We start from the raw sequence: 18163 nt of genomic DNA, 5'->3' as shown, positions 1-18163 counted from the left end.
CGATGATAACGTCTGTTGCCTGTTTGGCCCTGCTTCCGCATAGAGGCGACGTGGCCGCAAGGCTCAAGGCCATGTCAGTCAAGCCCTCTGCACAGTCGGATCGGCCCGGCCTGGCGGTGCTGATCACTTCCCTGCTTGCCTTTGTCGACAATGGAGGCGGTCTGATAGAGGCTTTCGAGGAGGCATCCGGGCGGCGGTTCGCCACCCAAGAGGTCACGCGGGAACGTGTCATGGCCATGTTGGAGAACCGATGCCTGCCTCAGGAACGGGGGCCGACTCTGACAATTATGGCCCAGGCTCTGATGGCCTGTTATGGGCTCAGCGCCATCATGGGTTGCCGGGCTTCTGATGGACTGCGGACCGTGGCGGTTATGCAGAGGCGGCGGGCGGCGCTGGATGAGGCCCGGGAAAAAGCCTTTGCTGTGCCCAGGGCCACGATCCGGCTCCTGTCGACCTTGCCGGTGTTGACAATCATCATGGGAGAGTTCATGGGTGCGCGACCGTTGACCTTCCTATGTCGCCCGGGCCCGGGAACCATATGTCTGATTCTTGGAGCGGCCTTCTATGTTGTTGGTCTGGTTTGGATACATCAGCTGATGAACGAGCTGGGCAGGGAGGATCTATGGATTTGAAACCGCTGATTGCCGCTGTGTCGACCATACTGGCCTTTCTGCTCATGGAATTCGACGGCTTTGGTGAGCGATTAGCCGATGAGCAGGTATCAACTCCGCCTTTGAGCCTGGTATTAGCCTTGCTGGGGGTCGCTGTTCGTCAGGGGGCTTCTCTGCCCAGAGCTCTGGGGGTTATTGGCGGGCTGTTGCCAGGCCCTTACGGGCTTCGGATGGTTCAAGTGGCTCACCTGCTCGAACGCGGTAACGGATGGGATCTGTCCTGGTCGGGGGCGATCGGCGATTCTGATTACGGGCAGTTCATGCAGGTCCTGGCTGACTGTTTGGAGCCGTCCTGGCGTTTGGGATCATCGCCTCTGACGCGTATCGAGACAACCATCCGTCAACTGGATCACCATGCCCGCAGCGCGCTGGCCCAGACCACGGCGACGATCGCGGTCAGGCTGCTGGTGCCGACCGGGCTGTGTATTCTGCCGGCCTTCGTGCTGATCGGAGTCATCCCTTGCATTGCGGCCTTTGCGGGTGGGATGTCCTGATGGTGTGGAGCTCTCACGGGCACAGTTGTCCACAGGTTGCCGATGCAGGTCCACTCGTCCACATGCATCCGACAAGGCGACAGAGACGTGCTGGAACGGGCACAGTGAAAGATATCGGATGCCGATTCTTTGAGGAATGGCTATTCGCCGGGGTGGGGAAGACGAGGAAAGACAAAGGTGAGAACGATGACATATCCACAAGAGGTTGCAACGGTCTTCCATCTGCAGACAAGGCAGGCAGGAGGCCAATTGGTGTCGGCTACGACATGGTCTGCTGCAAGTGCCGGATCACAATGGTTGCAAAGAATAAGGCAACGTTCCAACCGGTTCATGACGGCTTTGTACGTCCGCATCAGCCAGGCTATGGATTCTGGAGTGCGTGCCCTGCATGTGCGGCTGAGCGTGGTTCTGGCTAGGCCTGAATCCGGGGCCATCACTGCTGAATACGCCGTGATCATGGTGGCGGCCGCTACGCTGGCCGGTGTATTGCTGGCAATTGTCAAATCCCCTTCCACACGCACTTTGCTGATGGGGCTGGTGAAGAAGGCGCTCAGTGCCGTCGGCTGAAAGACGGTATGGACGGAGACGAGGGTGGCAATCCGATAATGGCACGGTAACGGCCGAGTTCGCCATCATTCTTCCTGCTGTCATGGTCCTGGCTCTCATACTGCTAACGCTGACCCAGACGATCAGGATTGGCATGGTCTGTCAGGATGCGGCCAACGCGGCTGCCAGAGACCTGATCATCACTCGCGGCAAGAGCGATTCCCAAGAGTTGGTGCACCGGATGGCTGGGCCGCATGCCCAGGTGAGGCTGAGCCCATCAGCCGGACAGACGACAGTCAGTGTGTCATGTCCAGTGGTTGCCGGCCCAATGGGCGTGCTGCCTGCACAGGTCCATGGCATTGCCGTGGCCATCTGGGAGGAATGAGTCATGCCTGGACATGCCAGAAAGACGCGCCTGAAGCGTTCCGGTTCATGGATAAGGGGTTCGGATCCGGGTTCCGGCACGGTTCTGGGCATCATGCTGATGACTCTGGTCGGCCTGGGTCTGGTTCTGGCGGCGCTTCTGGGCAATCTCATGATCTGCCGGACGCGTGCACGTACCGGTGCCGATGTTTCGGCTCTTGCTGCAGCTTCTGCCCTGGACGAAGGACAGGCTCAGCCATGTAATCTGGCCTCCCGGGTCGCCCGTCTCAACCGTGGCGTCCTGACGGATTGTCAGGTGGATGGAGGTGATGTGAGGGTCTCGGTAGGCGTAGACACCGGAGTCCCGATGATGCCCCGTTTGGTCCAGTCTGCCCGGGCAGGCCCCGAGCCCTGTGGATGAGGGAAGGAAGCGGGGCGAAAGCCTTAGGAAGGTAAGCGAGCGTGTCTAAAGAAATGGATAGCCTTGAACCATGGCACTAGCACTCTATCGGCGGTATCGGCCTGACACTTTTGACGGCATAATCGGTCAGAAGCAGGTCACGGTCCCTCTCACCCGAGCTCTGGATGAGAACCGGCTGACCCACGCCTACCTCTTCTCCGGTCCCAGGGGATGCGGAAAAACCAGCAGTGCCAGGATTTTCGCCCGCTGCGTCAACTGCGCCAAGGGGCCGACCAGCCATCCCTGTGGCGAATGCGACAGCTGCAGGGATCTGGCCACAGGAGGCCCCGGTTCCATCGATGTGGTGGAGATTGACGCCGCCAGCCACAATGGGGTCGACGATGCTAGGGAGCTTAGGGAGCGGGCAGGTTTCGCCCCTGTGCGTGACCGCTACAAGATCTTCATTTTGGACGAGGCTCATATGGTCACCCAGCAAGGATTCAATGCCCTGCTGAAGATCGTCGAGGAGCCGCCGGAACATGTTATGTTCATCTTCGCCACCACAGAGCCGGAGAAAGTGATCGGCACCATCCGTTCCCGCACCCACCATTACCCCTTCCGTCTGGTGCCCCAGGAAGTCATGGGGCCTTACTTGGAGGGCATTTGTGAAAAGGAGAACATCAAGGCCGAGCCTGGTGTGCTCAAGCTGGCCATGCGGGCTGGAGGCGGATCGGTGCGCGACACTCTTTCCGTGCTGGACCAGCTCATGGTAGGCGCTGACGAGCACACCATTACCTATGATGCGGCTGTAGCGCTGCTGGGGTTCACTCCTGCCGCACTCATCAGCGAAGCTGTGGATGCGTTGATCGCCCACGATGGGGCTGGCCTCTACGGGGTCATTCAAAAGGTGGTCGTCGGCGGGTTCGAGCCTCAGCGCTTCGTTGAGGATCTGCTAGCCCATGTCCGCGACCTGCTGGTTCTCAAACTGGCGGGAGAGCGTGCTGAGAGCGTGCTGAGCGAGGACGCCGACGACGACCAGGTGGCTGATCTGCATCGGCAGGCGAATGCTCTGGATCTGCAGGTCCTGACCAGAATGGCTGACATCATCAATGATGCACTGGCGGGTATGAACGGAGCCACCTCGCCCAGGATGCGCTTGGAGCTGCTGGCTGCCAGGCTACTGGCAATTGGTTGCGAGCCTATGGAGCAGGCACCGGCCCCAGGGGCAACTTCCGCCGGTGGCATGGCCCCGGCACCCGCCCGTAGCGGGTTCATCGGCGCTGACAGATCACAGCAGAACGGTCGGCCGGCCAGAGCATCCCGGTCTGGGCGTGCTGACGAGGCTGATCGCTCTGAACAACCTGGCAGAGCAGGATCATCGTCTGCAGCAGCGCCTGTCTCCTTTGCCGGGCCGCAGAGGATGGCAGGCTCTCATTCCGATTCCTCTGCTGGCGGACGGCAAAAGGGCGAAGGACTGCCCACCCATTCCGGCTCAGGCTCTGCCCAACCCGAGCGCAAGCAAGCCCCTTCCTCGCCAACTGGGCAGACCGAATCAACCAATCCTTCCGGGCCTGCCCGGTCTACGGAACCGCCGCAGTCTGTACAACCGGAGGCTACGCGAGGACAGGGAACAGAGATTCCAACCGGCACAGAGCTGAATAAGCGCTGGGATGCTCTGGTGGCTGCCCTGCCGGAGGAGGTCCGCCAATATGTGGTGCGGGACCGGGTGCCTGCCGTGGACATGAAAGCAGACCCCTCCGGCCGCAAACGACTGTCTATGACCTTCGACCGTCCACTCAGCCAGCATGCCTTCGCCATGGCCGTGGCTGCGCAGTCGGTTGACGGGGAGACCAAAGTTCCACGTATTGTCATGGTTCGCGCTCGCCAGGAGTTCGGGCAGGACACTATGATCGCCCCATCAGGGACGGCTGCTAACGGCGAGACGGTAGAGTCCGTCAACAAGATGTCCCCCCAGCGTCGGGCAGAGGTCAAGAAGGAGGTGGCTCTGGCTCGGGCTGGCTTGGCCACCATGAACCTTGGAGCGGCGGTCATGCCTCATGCGGCCACGGAGCAAGGGCATGCCCCTAGGGAGATGACGGCCTCGGCGGGTCACCAGGGTGAGACCGGAGCATCGACGTCGGACGGAAGGTCCACCTCTGGAGAAGCTGCAGGCGACGGAAACTCCGACGACGCTCACCACCCGGTCGGCGGCCCGGTCCATTCGTCTCCGGAACCGTTGCCGGCTGCAGGCTTCGGCTCAACCGCTTCAACGGTGTTGCCGGACGACGATCCCTGGGCTCACCCCATTCCAGCGACTCATGCGCCGCAAAAGACCCGGCAGCCTGGTGATGGCAGCGACGGGACCACTATTCAGAAAGACCACGAGTCCAAAAAAGTTGCTCTGCCGGACATGAGCGATGACACGGATCCTTGGGCCCTGCCCGATTCCGGAATCACCGCTGCAGTTTCTACGGAGTCCTCCAACAGTCAAAGCCATGAAGCTTCAGACCACGGGCCTGGAGTTTCGAAATCGGTTGATTCGTCGGGTCAGGGAAGCGCCTCGGGTGCAACCTCGGCTCCGACATTGGGGACCGGATCGGTTGCTGACGAAGGGACCATGGCGACTGGCATCCCAACCTCGCCGGATATGCAGAGCGACGATCGCGGTTCGGGTACCGCAGGCGGCTCGGATGATTCCCGAGCAATGACAAAGGCATCCGGATCTGAGGACAGGAGGATGCCAGCAGGCTTCGCTAGCTCGGCCTCCAGTGGTCTCGGTCAGGATGCTTCATCCGCTGTGGCTGCCTCCCAGGATTCGGGGCCTTCCGTGGATCCCGAGGACGATGTCTATTCCATGGACGATGCCCGGCTCGGGGCGGACAATGCCATGAACCAGGATGAACTGACCAAAATGTTTGACGTGACTAAGGTGGAGGATTTTGCTGCTGACGACCCCCAGAATCCGATTAACGTCCAAAAGCGCCGGCAGGAACAGGCGCAGCGACAGGGAGGTGAATGATGGCTGCTACCTATGATGGAGCCATTCAAGAGCTGATTGATGCTTTTGCCCAGCTGCCGGGCATTGGCCCCAAGGGGGCGCAGCGTATCGCCTTCTATATTCTGGGAGCCGATCGGCGCAGTGCTCAGGACCTGGCTGATGCCATTGTTACCGCCAAGGAGAAGGTTCGGTTTTGCGAGATCTGTGGCAATGTTTGCGAGACCAGTCCATGTCCCATCTGCCAGGATCCACGTCGTGACCGTAGCATCATCTGCGTAGTCGAAGAGCCCAAGGATGTCATGAGCATCGAGCGTACCGGAGAATACCGGGGTTTATATCATGTGCTGGGTGGGGCCATCGACCCCATGTCCAACGTCGGGCCTGGTGATCTGCGCATTCCCGAGCTCTTGAAGCGGTTGGGCACGGATCAGGTCAAGGAGGTCATGCTGGCCCTTGATCCCAACATTGAAGGCGAGGCAACCACCACCTACCTGGGACGGCTGCTGGGTCCTCTAGATCTTCGGGTCACCAGGCTGGCCAGCGGCCTGCCTGTCGGTAGTGATCTGGAATATGCTGACGAGATCACCCTCGGCCGGGCGATTTCCGGCCGTCGGGATCTGTAAGGCACGTAGTCACTGATTCACGGCTTCCCCGGTTGCCGTCATTGTTTCGCATATTGGTGGAGGGGGTCTGATAGAACGGTGTCGTTCGTATAATCCATGTAATCAACATGTTGCAGATGATGGTCTAGTGGCTTAACCGTCGCGGGATGGAACAGCAGTGGCACTTATCGTTCAGAAATATGGCGGGTCCTCGGTGGCAGACTCGGACTCCATCAAGCGTGTGGCCAAGCGCATCATTGATACCAAGCGCGCTGGCAATGACATCGCAGTGGTGGTTTCCGCCATGGGTGACACCACTGACGATCTGATCGATCAGGCCATGGATGTGGACTCCAATCCTCCGGCCCGCGAGATGGACATGCTCATGACTGCGGGGGAGCGCATTTCCATGAGCCTGCTGGCCATGAGTATCCATGCACAAGGCGAGCATGCCCATTCCTTCACCGGTTCGCAGGCGGGATTTATGACTGATGCACGCTACGGGGCAGCCCACATCCGCCATGTTCGACCCCAGCGAGTCATGAAGGCCCTGGACCGGGGCGAAGTGGGAATTGTGGCAGGCTTCCAGGGGGTCAACTCCGACGGCGATGCCACCACCTTGGGCCGCGGCGGCTCGGACACCTCGGCTGTGGCCCTGGCTGTGGCGCTCAATGCGGATGTCTGCGAGATTTATACTGACGTGGATGGCGTTTTTACTGCCGACCCGCGCATTGTGCCCACCGCCCGAAGAATTGCCCGCATCTCATACGAGGAGATGCTGGAGATGGCGGCCGGCGGATCCAAGGTGCTGGCACTGCGCTGCGTGGAGTATGCCCAGCGCTTCCGCATGCCCATTCATGTGCGCAGTTCCTTTTCCCATCGTCCTGGCACGCTGATCATGCCCGACGATGTCGATGTCGACAAGATTCCCAATCTGGAGACCGGCCAGTTGCCGGACCGCCCCGCTGCACACACCGACAGGCAACGGGATATGACGGAAGGAAGGTCATGACCAACGGCGAATCCATGGGCGACTTGTTCCCGGACCTGAACGGCCCCGAGTCACCGATCATCTCAGGGGTTGCCCACGACCGCAGCGAGACCCAGGTCAGCCTGCGGGCCGTGCCGGATCGACCCGGCGTAGCCGCACAGCTCTTCACTATCCTTGCCGAGGGCGGCATCAACATAGATATGATTGTCCAGGCTGGGGCGGCCACCGGAACCGTGGACATCTCTTTCACGTTGCCGTCTGCTCAGGCTGATCAGGTGGTTCCCATGCTGGATGACTCCCGTGAGCAACTGGGGTTCCACTCGGTCGACATCAACCCTGAGGTGGGCAAGGTGACCCTGGTAGGGGTCGGCATGAAGACCCACTCGGGCATTACCGCCACCTTCTTCCGGGCCTTGAGCGACCGGCATATCAACGTGCTCATGATTTCGACCTCCGAGATTCGTATCTCCGCCCTGGTGCCCATTCAGAACTTGGACGAGGCGGTACGGGCCATCCATACGGCCTTCCATTTGGATGCCGATCAGGTCGAGGCGGTCGTTTATGGCGGCACAGGTCGCTGAGCGGAGAGGAAAGAGCAATGACTGATAAGGCTGATTTGGCGAACAATGGTCGCCGTGGCATCAATGTAGCCGTTCTGGGCGCCACCGGCCAGGTAGGCATGGTCATGCGCCGCATGCTGGACGAACGGGACTTCCCTGTAGCTGACCTGCGCTTCATGGCCTCATCCCGGTCTGCCGGCGAACAGTTGCGCTGGCGTGACAGGACTATCACGGTCGAGGATGTGGAGCAGGCCGACCTGAGCGGAATCGATCTGGCCATCTTCTCCGCCGGCGGTTCGACCTCAGGAACTTGGGCCCCACGCTTTGCCGAGGCCGGAGCCTACGTGGTCGACAACTCCTCCCATTGGCGGATGGATCCCGAGGTTCCCCTGGTGGTGTCTGAGGTCAACCCCGAAGACCTGGATCTTATCCCCCGGAGGATCGTGGCCAATCCCAATTGCACCACCATGGCCTGCATGCCCGTGCTGAGTCCCTTGGCCAAGACATACGGTCTGCGCCGCCTGATCGTCTCCTCCTACCAGGCTGTGTCGGGGGCTGGTCGTGCCGGTGTCCTCCAGCTGCGCGACGAGGCCAAAACAGCCGTGGAGCAGGGTGCTGATCGTTTGGTCTTCGACGGATCGGCCATTGAGTTTCCCCCGCCCACCAAGGTGGTGCGCACTATAGCCTTCAACGCCGTTCCTTTTATAGGCGACTTGGTCGATGACGGCAGCGGGGAGACCGACGAGGAGCAGAAGCTGCGCAATGAGAGTCGCAAGATTCTCCACCTGCCTAATCTGGCCGCCTCCTGCACCTGCGTGCGGGTAGGAGTCTTCACTGCCCACGGCATGAGCATCAATGCTGAGTTTGATCGCGATGTCACTCCTGATCAGGCCCGCGACCTGCTGTCCAAGGCCCCCGGGGTAAGTCTGGCGGAAATACCCACTCCTCTGGACGCAGCTGGCAAGGACCCCAGCTTCGTGGGCCGCATCCGCCAGGACCAGGCCGTGGAAGGCAAGAGGGGATTGTCCATGTTCGTGGCCAATGACAACCTGCGCAAGGGAGCCGCCCTCAACGCCGTGCAGATCGCCGAGCTGATCGCCCGCAAGCACTTTGCTGACAGGATTTGAGATGATCGGTCCGCCTGCGGGGCACCGATTAGACTGGAGGCCATGACCAGATCTTCCCAAGAAGTGAAGCGGCAACTGGATCGGATCGTGGCCTTGGGTTATCCGGATGTGGCGGACATCAGCGCCGCCGCTTTCAGAGCCTTGGCCCAGCCCCTGATCTCTGCACTGGAGTCCACTGAGCTGGGCGAGCAGATCCTGCTCATCCCCACCAGGGAGCTGGTTTCGCCTGAGTCGCTGATCGCCCGGACCAGCATCAATCGCATGGCTGGCTTTACCACTATGCCTCCGCGCGACATTGCCAGCTTCCTACCGCAGAACGGGTTCGAGCCCCCCGAGGGGCCCTTTTACATCGTCCTGGAACCGCACACCGGGACCTGCTACACCAACCGCGAGCCGGACGTGGCCCGCAAGCTGATCGACTCAGACGACCGTCTCCCTCTGACCTTGGAGGAGGGTCTGGCCATCGCCACCCAGCATCCCGACTGGCTGGCGGTCAAGAACGGTTTCAACCTGCTGGGTTCTCACAGCGCCGATGGACGCGTGCCCAGCATCTGGATGAGCCAGAACGCCCCCCGTCTGGGTTCCGTCTGGCCTAACTCGCGCCACACCTGGCTGGGCAACGCCTACTGCGAGGGCCGTCGTGGTGTCTCACTCTTCCAGTGAGGCTCTTCAACTGAATCTTATGCAGCGAGCACTCTGTAAGTGCTTGCCTAGTCTGGAGTTTGCAGCTTGGATAACCTTGCGAATTACGCAAGACTTTGTGCCCTCGCCTTCCTCTGCGTCGTAATGCGGACCCGGACCGCATGTCCTGGCTCTCCTCCGGTAAAATAATGGCACCCCCGACACGGTTTCGGCCTGTCCGAACACCCATGGCCGGGTGATATTGCGGTTTCCGACGAACGAAAGAAGGAGGAGAGATGGATCAGGATCGTGCATCCGTGTTTGATCTTGCGGCCCAGGCCGCGGCGTCCAATGGAGGGAACAACGACCTGCTGCTGCCTCCCCCCAGGTTTGTGGGTTCGCCGCAGAAGCCCAGTGCCATGCCCTACAACAAGTATGTGGCCTATAACAAGCAGGTGCCTTTCGACTATCCGCAGCGCACCTGGCCGGGCAAGACCCTGAAGCGGGCGCCTCGTTGGTGTTCGGTGGATCTTCGCGACGGCAACCAGGCCCTGGTCGACCCTATGGATTCCGAGCGCAAGCTGAGATTCTGGAATCTGCTGATATCCATGGGATTCAAGGAGATTGAGGTGGGCTTCCCCTCGGCCTCCGAGACTGATTACGACTTCATCCGCCTCCTGATAGAGCGCGAGCTGATTCCCGACGATGTGACTATCGTGGTCCTGACCCAGGCTCGCGAACATCTGATCCGTCGCACCTACGAGGCCCTGCGTGGAGCCAAGAGGGCCGTGGTCCACTTCTATAACTCGGTCTCAGTTCTGCAGAGGGAGGTCGTCTTCCATAAGGACAAGGCCGGGATCAAGAAGCTGGCCACCGACGCAGCTGAACTCTGCCGCTCTCTGGAGGCCGATGCCGGGGGTACTGATCTCTCCTATGAATACTCGCCTGAGTCCTTCTCCGGTGCCGAGCCTGAGTATTCGCTGGAGGTCTGCAATGCGGTCATCGACGTGATCCGGCCTACGCCTGAGCATCCCATGATCATCAACCTGCCCAACACCGTGGAGATGACCACCCCCAACGTCTTCGCCGACGAGGTGGAGTACATATCCACCAACCTCAAGGACCGGGATGCGGTGGTGCTCTCCCTGCACCCCCACAACGACGAGGGTATGGCCGTGGCTGCCACCGAGCTCAGTCTGCTGGCCGGGGCTGACCGGGTGGAGGGTTGTCTGCTGGGCAATGGTGAGCGCACCGGCAACGTCGACATTTGCACGGTGGGGCTGAACCTGCTGGTCCAGGGGATCGATCCCCAGCTGGACTTCTCCGACATGCCCGGCATCCGTCGGACGGTGGAGTACTGCAACCAGATCGCCGTCTCCGAGCGGCACCCCTACGTCGGCAACTTCGTCTTTACGGCCTTCTCCGGCTCCCATCAGGATGCCATCAAGAAGGGTCTGGACGCTCGGCAGCAGGCGGCACTGCGCGCCAATGCCAACCCTGACGACTTCCTTTGGCTGGTTCCCTATCTGCCCATCGATCCCAAGGATGTGGGTGGCAACTACGAGGCCATCATCCGGGTCAACTCCCAGTCGGGCAAGGGTGGCATGGCTTACCTGCTCAAGGCCAACCATCATCTGGACCTGCCCAAGCGCCTCCAGGTGGAGTTCGAACGGCTGGTCCAGAGCTATGCCGACAGGACCAAGCGCGAGGTCAAGGATGCCGACATCTGGCGGCTCTTCAAGGACGAGTATCTGCCCGTGGAGGCTGGCGGGAGCGTGGTCGGCGGAGAGTCCATGGCTGATCAGCGCGATGAGACCCTGCGCCAGTGGGGACGCTTCAAGCTGCTGAATGTTGCAGTCACCTCCGGCGAGGACGGATCCGACACCGTCCTGGATGCCACCCTGCTGGACCGGGGGCTTGCCCCGGGCGATCCTGAGGTGAGGCGGCGTGTTCAGGGACATGGAAATGGCCCAATCGCAGCCTTCCTGGACGCGCTCAAGTCCCTGGATCAGACCGTCTCGGTTCTGGATTACGCCGAGCATGCCATGACCGCCGGCACGGATGCTCTGGCGGCTTCCTACGTGGAATGCCAGGTGGGCGAACCGGCCAGGTCCCGCGTGATTTGGGGCGTGGGCATCGATTCGTCCATCTCCACCAGCTCCCTCAAGGCCATTATTTCGGCGCTCAACCGCTTCCAGCGCGGCTAGAAGTCATAGAGAGGCAGCAACTGTCGTCAGCCTCACGGCCCAATCCGAACGCAGCTGATTGGTTCGGATCGGGCCAGGTTGTCCACGCTGGTTTACTACTGGGATTGCTCTGACTCGGAGTTGCCCTCAGTGGTTGTGCTGTTGCTGCTCTCGGCCTCGTCTCCGTTGCCTGAACCCGAACCACTGCTGGCTCCTGACTCCTCCTGAGGAGTTGTCTGCTGTTGGGTGCGTCGCTGAGGCACATATTCATAGTTGTAGCTGCGCCTGGGCGTATAGGAGTAGCTCCGTCTATATCCGGTGCCCCAGCTGCCATCCGGGCCGCCGATCTTGCCATGGTCTTCGGCCGCAGGGAAGCGCTCCACTGGGCTGTCGCCCAAGGCGGACTTCATGTACTGGGTGAACAGCGGGACCGGTAAAAACTCATTCTGATAGACCTCGGGCACCTTGAGTGCACTGCCGTCCTGTCCTTGGTTCCAGACAGCGAAGGTGGTCAGAACCGAGGGGGTGAATCCGATGAAGGAGATGGCTGTCTGGTCGTTGGCCGTGCCTGTCTTGCTGGCGATGGGCCTGCCTAGGGAACGCGCATAGGTGGCGGTGCCGTATTGAACTGTGGTGCTCATGGCTTTCTGTAGCAGGGCCACCTGGTCGGCATTGAAGACCTGATCCGACTGGATCGCGGCCGTGTAGAGCTCCTGATCCTTGGCATCCTTGACCTGTGCCACCAGATGCAGCTTGGGCCGCTTGCCGCCATTGGCCAGCGTGGCATACCCCTGTGTCACGTCATAGACCGAGAGGGCATCCAGGCCCAGGGTGTCGAAGGTGGTCGTGTCGTCGATTTTGCCGGTGATGCCAGCAGTGTGGGCCACCTGGGCGATTTTTTGTGAGGTCACGTGTTCGCCCAGGTCCATGAAGACCGTGTTGACCGATCTGGCGAAGGCCGAATAGAGATTGATGTATCCGTAGCTGACGTTTCCGTCGTTGGCGACGGACTTGCCCACGCTGGAGAAGGTGCGCGGCGAATTGCCGTTGAAGACTGTGTTCAGGTTGACTCCATCCTGGATGGCGGCCAGAAGCGTGTAGGCCTTCATGGTCGAACCCACCTGGTAGGTCGCCTGATCCACGTTGTTGAGCGGGTGGGTCAGGTAGTCGTCACCGGCATACAGGGAGATGATGGCCCCGGTCTTGGGATCGACCGAGAGCCCACCGGTCTGCAGGGTGGGTGGCTGACGCTTGTTGCCTGTAGAAGGGCTCGCCACCTGGAACATCAGATCCTGCTTGTCCTTTTGGATGGTGGTGATGATTCGGTATCCGCCAGTATCCAGGTCGTCCGCGGTAAAGGGGGCCTTTTTGCCGGTGGACAGCTCGTTGCGGACCATGCGCAGCAGGTAGCCGTTGGGCCCCTGATAGACGTTCTGCGGCGAGTATTTGATGGTCTGGGGCATCTGGGCGCCGACCCGGTCCTTGTGGCTGATGTAGTGGTCCTCCTCCATGATGCCCAGCACCCGGTGGAAGCGCGACTCGGCCTGCTTGGGGTTAATAGCCGGATCCCAGGAGGCCGGGGCGGGGATGATGCCGGCCAGCATGGCCGACTCGGGCATGGTCAGATCCTTGGCGTCCTTGCCAAAGTAGTTCTGCGCGGCGGCCTGGATCCCGTAGGCTCCGCGGCCGAAGTAGATGGTGTTCATATAGTTGCACAGGACTGTTTCCTTGCTCTCGGTCCTGGAGATCTTCAAAGAGAGGATGGCCTCGCGCAGCTTGCCTTTGTAGGTGGTGGTCTCACCCAGATAGTAGCGCTCGGCGTACTGCTGGGTGATGGTTGATCCGCCCTGCCGGGTGCCCTTGGTCACGTTGTTGAGCAGGGCCCGGCCGATGCCCTTGAGGTCGATGCCGTTATCCTTATAGAAGGAGCGGTTCTCTGAGGAGATGACCGCGTTTCCTACATACTTGGGCAGGACTGCGCAGTCGATGATCTCCCGGTTCTGGTCGGCGTAAGTGCCGATAGGGGTGGAGCCGTCAGCATAGTAGACCGTGGTCTTTTGTGCCAGGGCCTGCTTCTCCGGCGGGATGATCTCAGTAGTCAGGTATAGGTAGGCGAAAGCTGCTGCCCCGACAACAAGCACCAGTCCCAGCAGACCCAGGGTCCACTTGAGCAGACGATGCGACTTGCGGCGCCGCCTGCGACGAGGTCCGCCGCCCCGGGGATTGCGGTCGGCATGTCGCGAGGTGAGTCTGTCGGCGCGATTGCTGCCACCGCGTGACCCGGACCGGACCCTGCGGGTGGGCGAGGTCGAACTGACTGAACGAGTCTGATTGGCCATGCCAACCACGCTATCCGGCAGGGCTGAAAACTGTTCGACCTAAGGCTGAACGTTCATCATTTTCGTACGTTTGCGCCATCCTTGGAGGTCTGTACTGTCGGCGGGCGCGCATATGAGGCCCATTCCATCATGCTATCTACCGGGAGAAGGTATGCTTAGGTTGGAATAACTCAGTAAATCAGAGGAGTTTGTATGAGCATCCGTGTAGCTATAGCGGGCGTGGGCAACTGCGCTTCCTCGCTGGTACAGGGAGTCGAGTATTACAAGGACGCCAAGGATGATGACAAGATCCCTGGCATCATGCACGCCAACTTCGGCGGCTACCGCATTCGTGACGTGGAGTTCGTGACCGCCTTCGATGTGGATTCACTTAAGGTCGGCAAGGACCTGAGCGAGGCCATCTTTGCCTCGCAAAACAACACCTACAAGTTCTGCGATGTCCCCAACAAGGGCGTGGAAGTCCTGCGCGGGCCGACTGGTGACGGGCTGGGCGAGTACTACAAGAAGATGATCACCGAGTCGGATGCCGAGCCTGTGGATGTGGCCCAGGTCCTGCGCGACAAGAAGGTCGATGTGCTGGTCTCCTACCTGCCCGTCGGCTCTGAGCAGGCCGACAAGGCCTACGCCACCGCCGCCATCGAGGCCGGTTGCGCCTTCGTCAACTGCCTTCCCGTCTTCATCGCCTCCGACCCCGAGTGGGCCCAGAAGTTCCGCGATGCCGGCCTGCCCATCGTGGGTGACGACATCAAGAGCCAGGTGGGCGCCACCATTACCCACAGGGTCATGGCCCGCCTCTTCGAGGATCGCGGCGTGCGTCTGGACCGCACCTACCAGCTGAACGTGGGCGGCAACATGGACTTCATGAACATGCTGCAGCGCACTCGTCTGGAGTCCAAGAAGGTTTCCAAGACCCGTGCAGTCACCTCCATCGTTCCTCACGACATGGATCCCCACAACGTCCACATCGGTCCCTCCGACTATGTGGCCTGGCTGGATGACCGCAAGTTCGCCTTCGTGCGTCTGGAAGGCACCACCTTCGGTGATGTCCCGCTGAACCTGGAGTACAAGCTGGAGGTCTGGGATTCGCCCAACTCGGCCGGCATCGTCATCGACGCCCTGCGTGCCGCCAAGATTGCCCTGGACCGCCACCTGGCCGGCCCGGTGCTGGCACCCAGCTCCTACTTCATGAAGTCCCCTGCTGTCCAGCATGAGGACAACGAGGCCCGCCAGCTGGTCGAGGATTATATCGCCGGCAAGGTGGAGGGCGACGAGAGCGCCCTGGATGCCGATGTCAAGGCTGCCAAGGAGAACGGCAAGGACGTCTGGCACGCCTGAGCCTGCAGATCCTGCCTGTTTGATTTCTGAGGCGCCTCTTCGAAGGGTGTCCCGGAGGTATGAATGGCAGATGCTTGGTCTAAAAAGGCCGGCCGCTTTCGTGAGTGGCCGGCCTTCTCGTATTCGGATTGAAATAGCAGTTCGGATTAGCTAACTTCGCCTGATGCTGGGAACTTCAGTCTCATGCCCCCCTTTAAGGATTACCTTGGAAGGGCGTTAGGAATCAGGTTCCGGTTTCAGTCCTTGGCGTGGCCTACCAGGGGGGCGATTCGCCTGTCCCAGGCGTCCAGGGCCGAGTTGATGACCTGGTGCATGTCGTAGTAGGCATAGGTGCCCAGGCGACCGCCGAAGACGACCTTCGGCTGTTGGACTGCCAGCTGCTTGTACTGGGTATAGAGGGCCCGGTCGTCGCCTGTATTGATGGGGTAGTAGGGTTCGTCGCCCTTGCCGGCGAAGCGGCTGTACTCCTCCCAGACCACGGTGCGCTCATGGTTCTGCTGGTCGTAACGCTCAGGGTTGAAGTTCTTGAACTCGATGGCACGGGTGTAGGGGACGTCAGGATCGGAGAAGTTCATGACCGGGCAGCCGAAGTGGTCGTCCTCGTCGTAGCGGCGCTCCTTGAAGTCCACGGTCCGCCACTTGAGCTCGCCCAGACGGTAGTCGAAGTAGCGGTCGACCGGGCCGGTGTAGACCACGGGGACCTGGCCCACCAAAGCATCCCGGTTCCAGGGCTGGGAGTTGTCGAAGAAGTCGGTCTTCAGGCTCACCTGGATGCGCGGGTCGTCGATCATCCGCTCGAACCAGGCCGTGTAGCCGTCCTTGGGTAGACCCTCCCAGGTGTCCTTGAAGTAGTGGTTGTCGTAGTTGAATCGCACCGGCAGCCGCTTGATGATCGAGGCGGGCAGCTGGGAGGGGTCGGTCTGCCACTGCTTGGCCGTGTAGTTCTTGATGAAGGCCTCGTACAGGGGTCGGCCAATCAGGGAGATGCCTTGGTCGTTCAGGTTGCCCGGGTCGGTCCCGGCCAGTTCACCAGCCTGTTCGCGGATCAGTTCACGGGCCTGCTGGGGCGTGTAGTGGGCGTGGAAGAACTGGTTGATGGTGCCCAGGTTGATGGGCAGGGGGTAGACCTCACCCTTGTGGGTGGTGTAGACCCGGTGGGTGTAGTCGGTGAATTCGGTGAAGCGATTGACGTACTCCCAGACCTTGCGATTGGAGGTGTGGAAGAGGTGGGCCCCATACTTGTGGATTTCGGCCCCGGTCTCCTCGTCCATATAGGAGTAAGCATTGCCCCCGATGTGGTCGCGCACGTCGATGATCCGTACCCGGGCCCCGCTGTGCTCGACCGCCTGCTGGGCCACAGTCAGACCGAACAAGCCAGCGCCCACAATCACCAAATCAGCATCCATGTCAGCCATTCGTCTTCAGCCATCCATCCCTTGTCGCTGTGATGCCGGGCTCTCTACTGTCTACCGCCAGGGTCCGGCACGATCCGTGATCAACCGCTGGAGTACGGTGATCCTGTTGCCTACATGCTAGCGGACAGATCTGGTCAGGGAAGCGGCGGGCAGCAATATCGACTGAATACGCACCTGGTGTCGATGGGTCGGCGCTTGTCAGTGGACAAGTGGAGCCTGTCTGCTATCATGGTGACTTGCTCTCACGTGGCGTTATGTCACCCAATCCCCCCAGGGCAGGAATGCAGCAAGGGTAAGTGGCCTCTGGCGGGTGCGTGGGAGTTTTCCATATTCGTCCTGACTGAACCGGTTGGAGTCGTGAAGGGAGCGCATTCGTCGGACGGAGTGTCGGATGTCGACCCAGGGGTTGGATAGAGTCTAGAGGTATGACCAACAAGCGCAAGCAGGGCGAAGTACAGCAAGCCTGGTACCGGGACCCGAATGAGCAGACCGAAGCGGCCAGCAGTCATGTTGACCAGGATCCCTTGATGTCTCGCCCCAGGATCTCAGCCTTGGTTTTGTGCCTGGTCGCCGGCCTGGCCTGCCTGGGTCTGGCGGCTTTGGTCTGGTGGGCGGCTGTCTGGACTGTTCCCGGGCAGACCTATGACGACATGGCCCTGACCAACTTTCGTGGCTTCCTTGACCAGGCACCACTTGTCAAGGCTTATCTGGGACTGTTCACCATTCCTTTTGTGACTGTGGCGATCTGCGTAGTGCTGGGCCTTGTCGCCCTGGTGGTGGTTCTAGTGCGACGCCGGTGGTGGCTGCTTGGCCAGGTTGCTGTTTATGCACTGGTGGTCTACGGGGCGGCACGCATTCTCAAACGTTACCTGCCTCGCCCTGTGCTGATCCATGCTCAGGCTTCCGTTGCCAATTCAGCCCCCTCGGGACACACCATCCTCGCTCTGGCGGTGGTCCTGGCCCTGCTCTGTGTGGTGCCCCGGGTTTGGAGGGCCTTTGTTGCCTTGGTGGGATTCGCCTTTGACCTGTCCGTGGGCTGCTCGCTGGTGCAGGGTGGCTGGCACCGTCCCTCAGACGTGGTCATGGGTATTCTCATTCCTACCGGTCTCTGCCTTATTGCACTGGCTGCCACTCGGGGGACCGGTATGGATGTTCCTGGGACCAGAATGTCCTCGGCTTCGATTCAGATCGTCTCCACGATGATGCTGGTAGCTGGGTTCCTAGGGATTATTTACGCCTGCTATGTCATCTGGCAGGTCAGCCCTGGTCTGGAGATCGGTGTCCGGTGGACGGCCTATGGGGTTCACTGCTCAGCGGTCATACTGATGGCCTCGGTTCTGTCTCTGACCCTGGGTCTGGTTCTAGCGATGAGGCAGATTACGGCCTCGCCTCTGACCAGGATGGGCCTTGTCGGTCGGCCCCCGGCTCCGCCTAAAAATGACTGAGGTCGAACTCTGGGCGTACTGAACGTCTCTGATTCATCCACCATCGGGCCTAGGGATCCACGCCCGTGCA

At 60.7% G+C, this 18163-nt stretch carries 16 protein-coding genes and 1 other RNA gene; 15 read left to right on the top strand and 2 right to left on the bottom strand.

The features are described from left to right. Positions 1–2: 2 nt before the first annotated feature. The 12 genes from ACVWNW_RS04025 to leuA all read left to right on the top strand — a co-directional run bounded on the left by ACVWNW_RS04025 (position 3) and on the right by leuA (position 11580). Positions 3–632 (top strand): Flp pilus assembly protein TadB, encoded by a 630-nt coding sequence (locus tag ACVWNW_RS04025; protein ID WP_461196321.1) that lies wholly within the window; start codon positions 3–5, stop codon positions 630–632. Further along, positions 623–1165, top strand: coding sequence for a type II secretion system F family protein (locus tag ACVWNW_RS04020; protein WP_198229750.1), 543 nt, complete (start codon positions 623–625; stop codon positions 1163–1165). The genes ACVWNW_RS04025 and ACVWNW_RS04020 overlap by 10 nt, the downstream gene beginning before the upstream one ends. Before the next feature lie 252 nt (positions 1166–1417). Next, positions 1418–1732 (top strand): DUF4244 domain-containing protein, encoded by a 315-nt coding sequence (locus ACVWNW_RS04015; RefSeq protein WP_461196320.1) that lies wholly within the window; start codon positions 1418–1420, stop codon positions 1730–1732. Next, positions 1719–2096 carry a TadE/TadG family type IV pilus assembly protein gene (locus tag ACVWNW_RS04010; RefSeq protein ID WP_198229748.1) on the top strand — a complete coding sequence of 126 codons (378 nt, stop codon included), beginning with the start codon at positions 1719–1721 and terminating at the stop codon, positions 2094–2096. Before ACVWNW_RS04015 ends, ACVWNW_RS04010 begins: the two co-directional genes overlap by 14 nt. Positions 2097–2099: 3 nt before the next feature. Further along, the gene (locus ACVWNW_RS04005) at positions 2100–2495 is read left to right on the top strand and encodes an Rv3654c family TadE-like protein (RefSeq protein ID WP_110425887.1); all 396 of its coding nucleotides are present in this window, start codon (positions 2100–2102) and stop codon (positions 2493–2495) included. A 70-nt stretch (positions 2496–2565) separates the two neighbouring features. Beyond that, positions 2566–5493, top strand: coding sequence for a DNA polymerase III subunit gamma/tau (gene dnaX / locus ACVWNW_RS04000; RefSeq protein ID WP_454483157.1), 2928 nt, complete (start codon positions 2566–2568; stop codon positions 5491–5493). After that, on the top strand, positions 5493–6095 hold the full coding sequence (gene recR, locus ACVWNW_RS03995) for a recombination mediator RecR (protein ID WP_046323913.1): 603 nt from the start codon (positions 5493–5495) through the stop codon (positions 6093–6095). The genes dnaX and recR overlap by 1 nt, the downstream gene beginning before the upstream one ends. A 157-nt stretch (positions 6096–6252) precedes the next feature. Further along, complete coding sequence (locus ACVWNW_RS03990; protein WP_110413526.1) at positions 6253–7086, top strand: aspartate kinase; 834 nt, start codon at positions 6253–6255, stop codon at positions 7084–7086. Then, complete coding sequence (locus ACVWNW_RS03985; RefSeq protein WP_046323462.1) at positions 7083–7646, top strand: ACT domain-containing protein; 564 nt, start codon at positions 7083–7085, stop codon at positions 7644–7646. The genes ACVWNW_RS03990 and ACVWNW_RS03985 overlap by 4 nt, the downstream gene beginning before the upstream one ends. Before the next feature lie 17 nt (positions 7647–7663). Continuing rightward, a complete protein-coding gene (locus ACVWNW_RS03980; RefSeq protein ID WP_198229745.1) occupies positions 7664–8752 on the top strand; it encodes an aspartate-semialdehyde dehydrogenase in 1089 nt (362 codons plus the stop codon). Between the two features lie 42 nt (positions 8753–8794). After that, a complete protein-coding gene (locus ACVWNW_RS03975; protein WP_046323454.1) occupies positions 8795–9415 on the top strand; it encodes a DUF5701 family protein in 621 nt (206 codons plus the stop codon). Positions 9416–9669: 254 nt separating this feature from the next. Then, complete coding sequence (gene leuA, locus ACVWNW_RS03970) at positions 9670–11580, top strand: 2-isopropylmalate synthase (RefSeq protein WP_046323453.1); 1911 nt, start codon at positions 9670–9672, stop codon at positions 11578–11580. A gap of 95 nt (positions 11581–11675) precedes the next feature. Here leuA and ACVWNW_RS03965 read toward each other — a convergent pair whose 3' ends face one another. Continuing rightward, a complete protein-coding gene (locus tag ACVWNW_RS03965) occupies positions 11676–13898 on the bottom strand; it encodes a transglycosylase domain-containing protein (protein WP_454483153.1) in 2223 nt (740 codons plus the stop codon). Positions 13899–14090: 192 nt separating this feature from the next. On the opposite strand from ACVWNW_RS03965, the gene ACVWNW_RS03960 reads away from it, so the two are divergent. Beyond that, positions 14091–15233, top strand: a complete 1143-nt coding sequence (locus ACVWNW_RS03960) for an inositol-3-phosphate synthase (protein ID WP_029678243.1) — start codon at positions 14091–14093, stop codon at positions 15231–15233. A 236-nt stretch (positions 15234–15469) separates the two neighbouring features. Here ACVWNW_RS03960 and glf read toward each other — a convergent pair whose 3' ends face one another. Continuing rightward, complete coding sequence (gene glf / locus ACVWNW_RS03955) at positions 15470–16648, bottom strand: UDP-galactopyranose mutase (protein ID WP_454483151.1); 1179 nt, start codon at positions 16646–16648, stop codon at positions 15470–15472. Positions 16649–16884: 236 nt separating this feature from the next. On the opposite strand from glf, the gene ffs reads away from it, so the two are divergent. Then, positions 16885–16975: signal recognition particle sRNA small type (gene ffs / locus ACVWNW_RS03950), an RNA gene on the top strand. Positions 16976–17073: 98 nt separating this feature from the next. Further along, positions 17074–18093, top strand: coding sequence for a phosphatase PAP2 family protein (locus tag ACVWNW_RS03945; RefSeq protein WP_454483149.1), 1020 nt, complete (start codon positions 17074–17076; stop codon positions 18091–18093). Positions 18094–18163 lie beyond the last annotated feature (70 nt).

The organism is Bifidobacterium sp. JNUCC 75, assembly GCF_054819865.1.
This window is presented reverse-complemented; position numbering and strand designations above follow the sequence as displayed.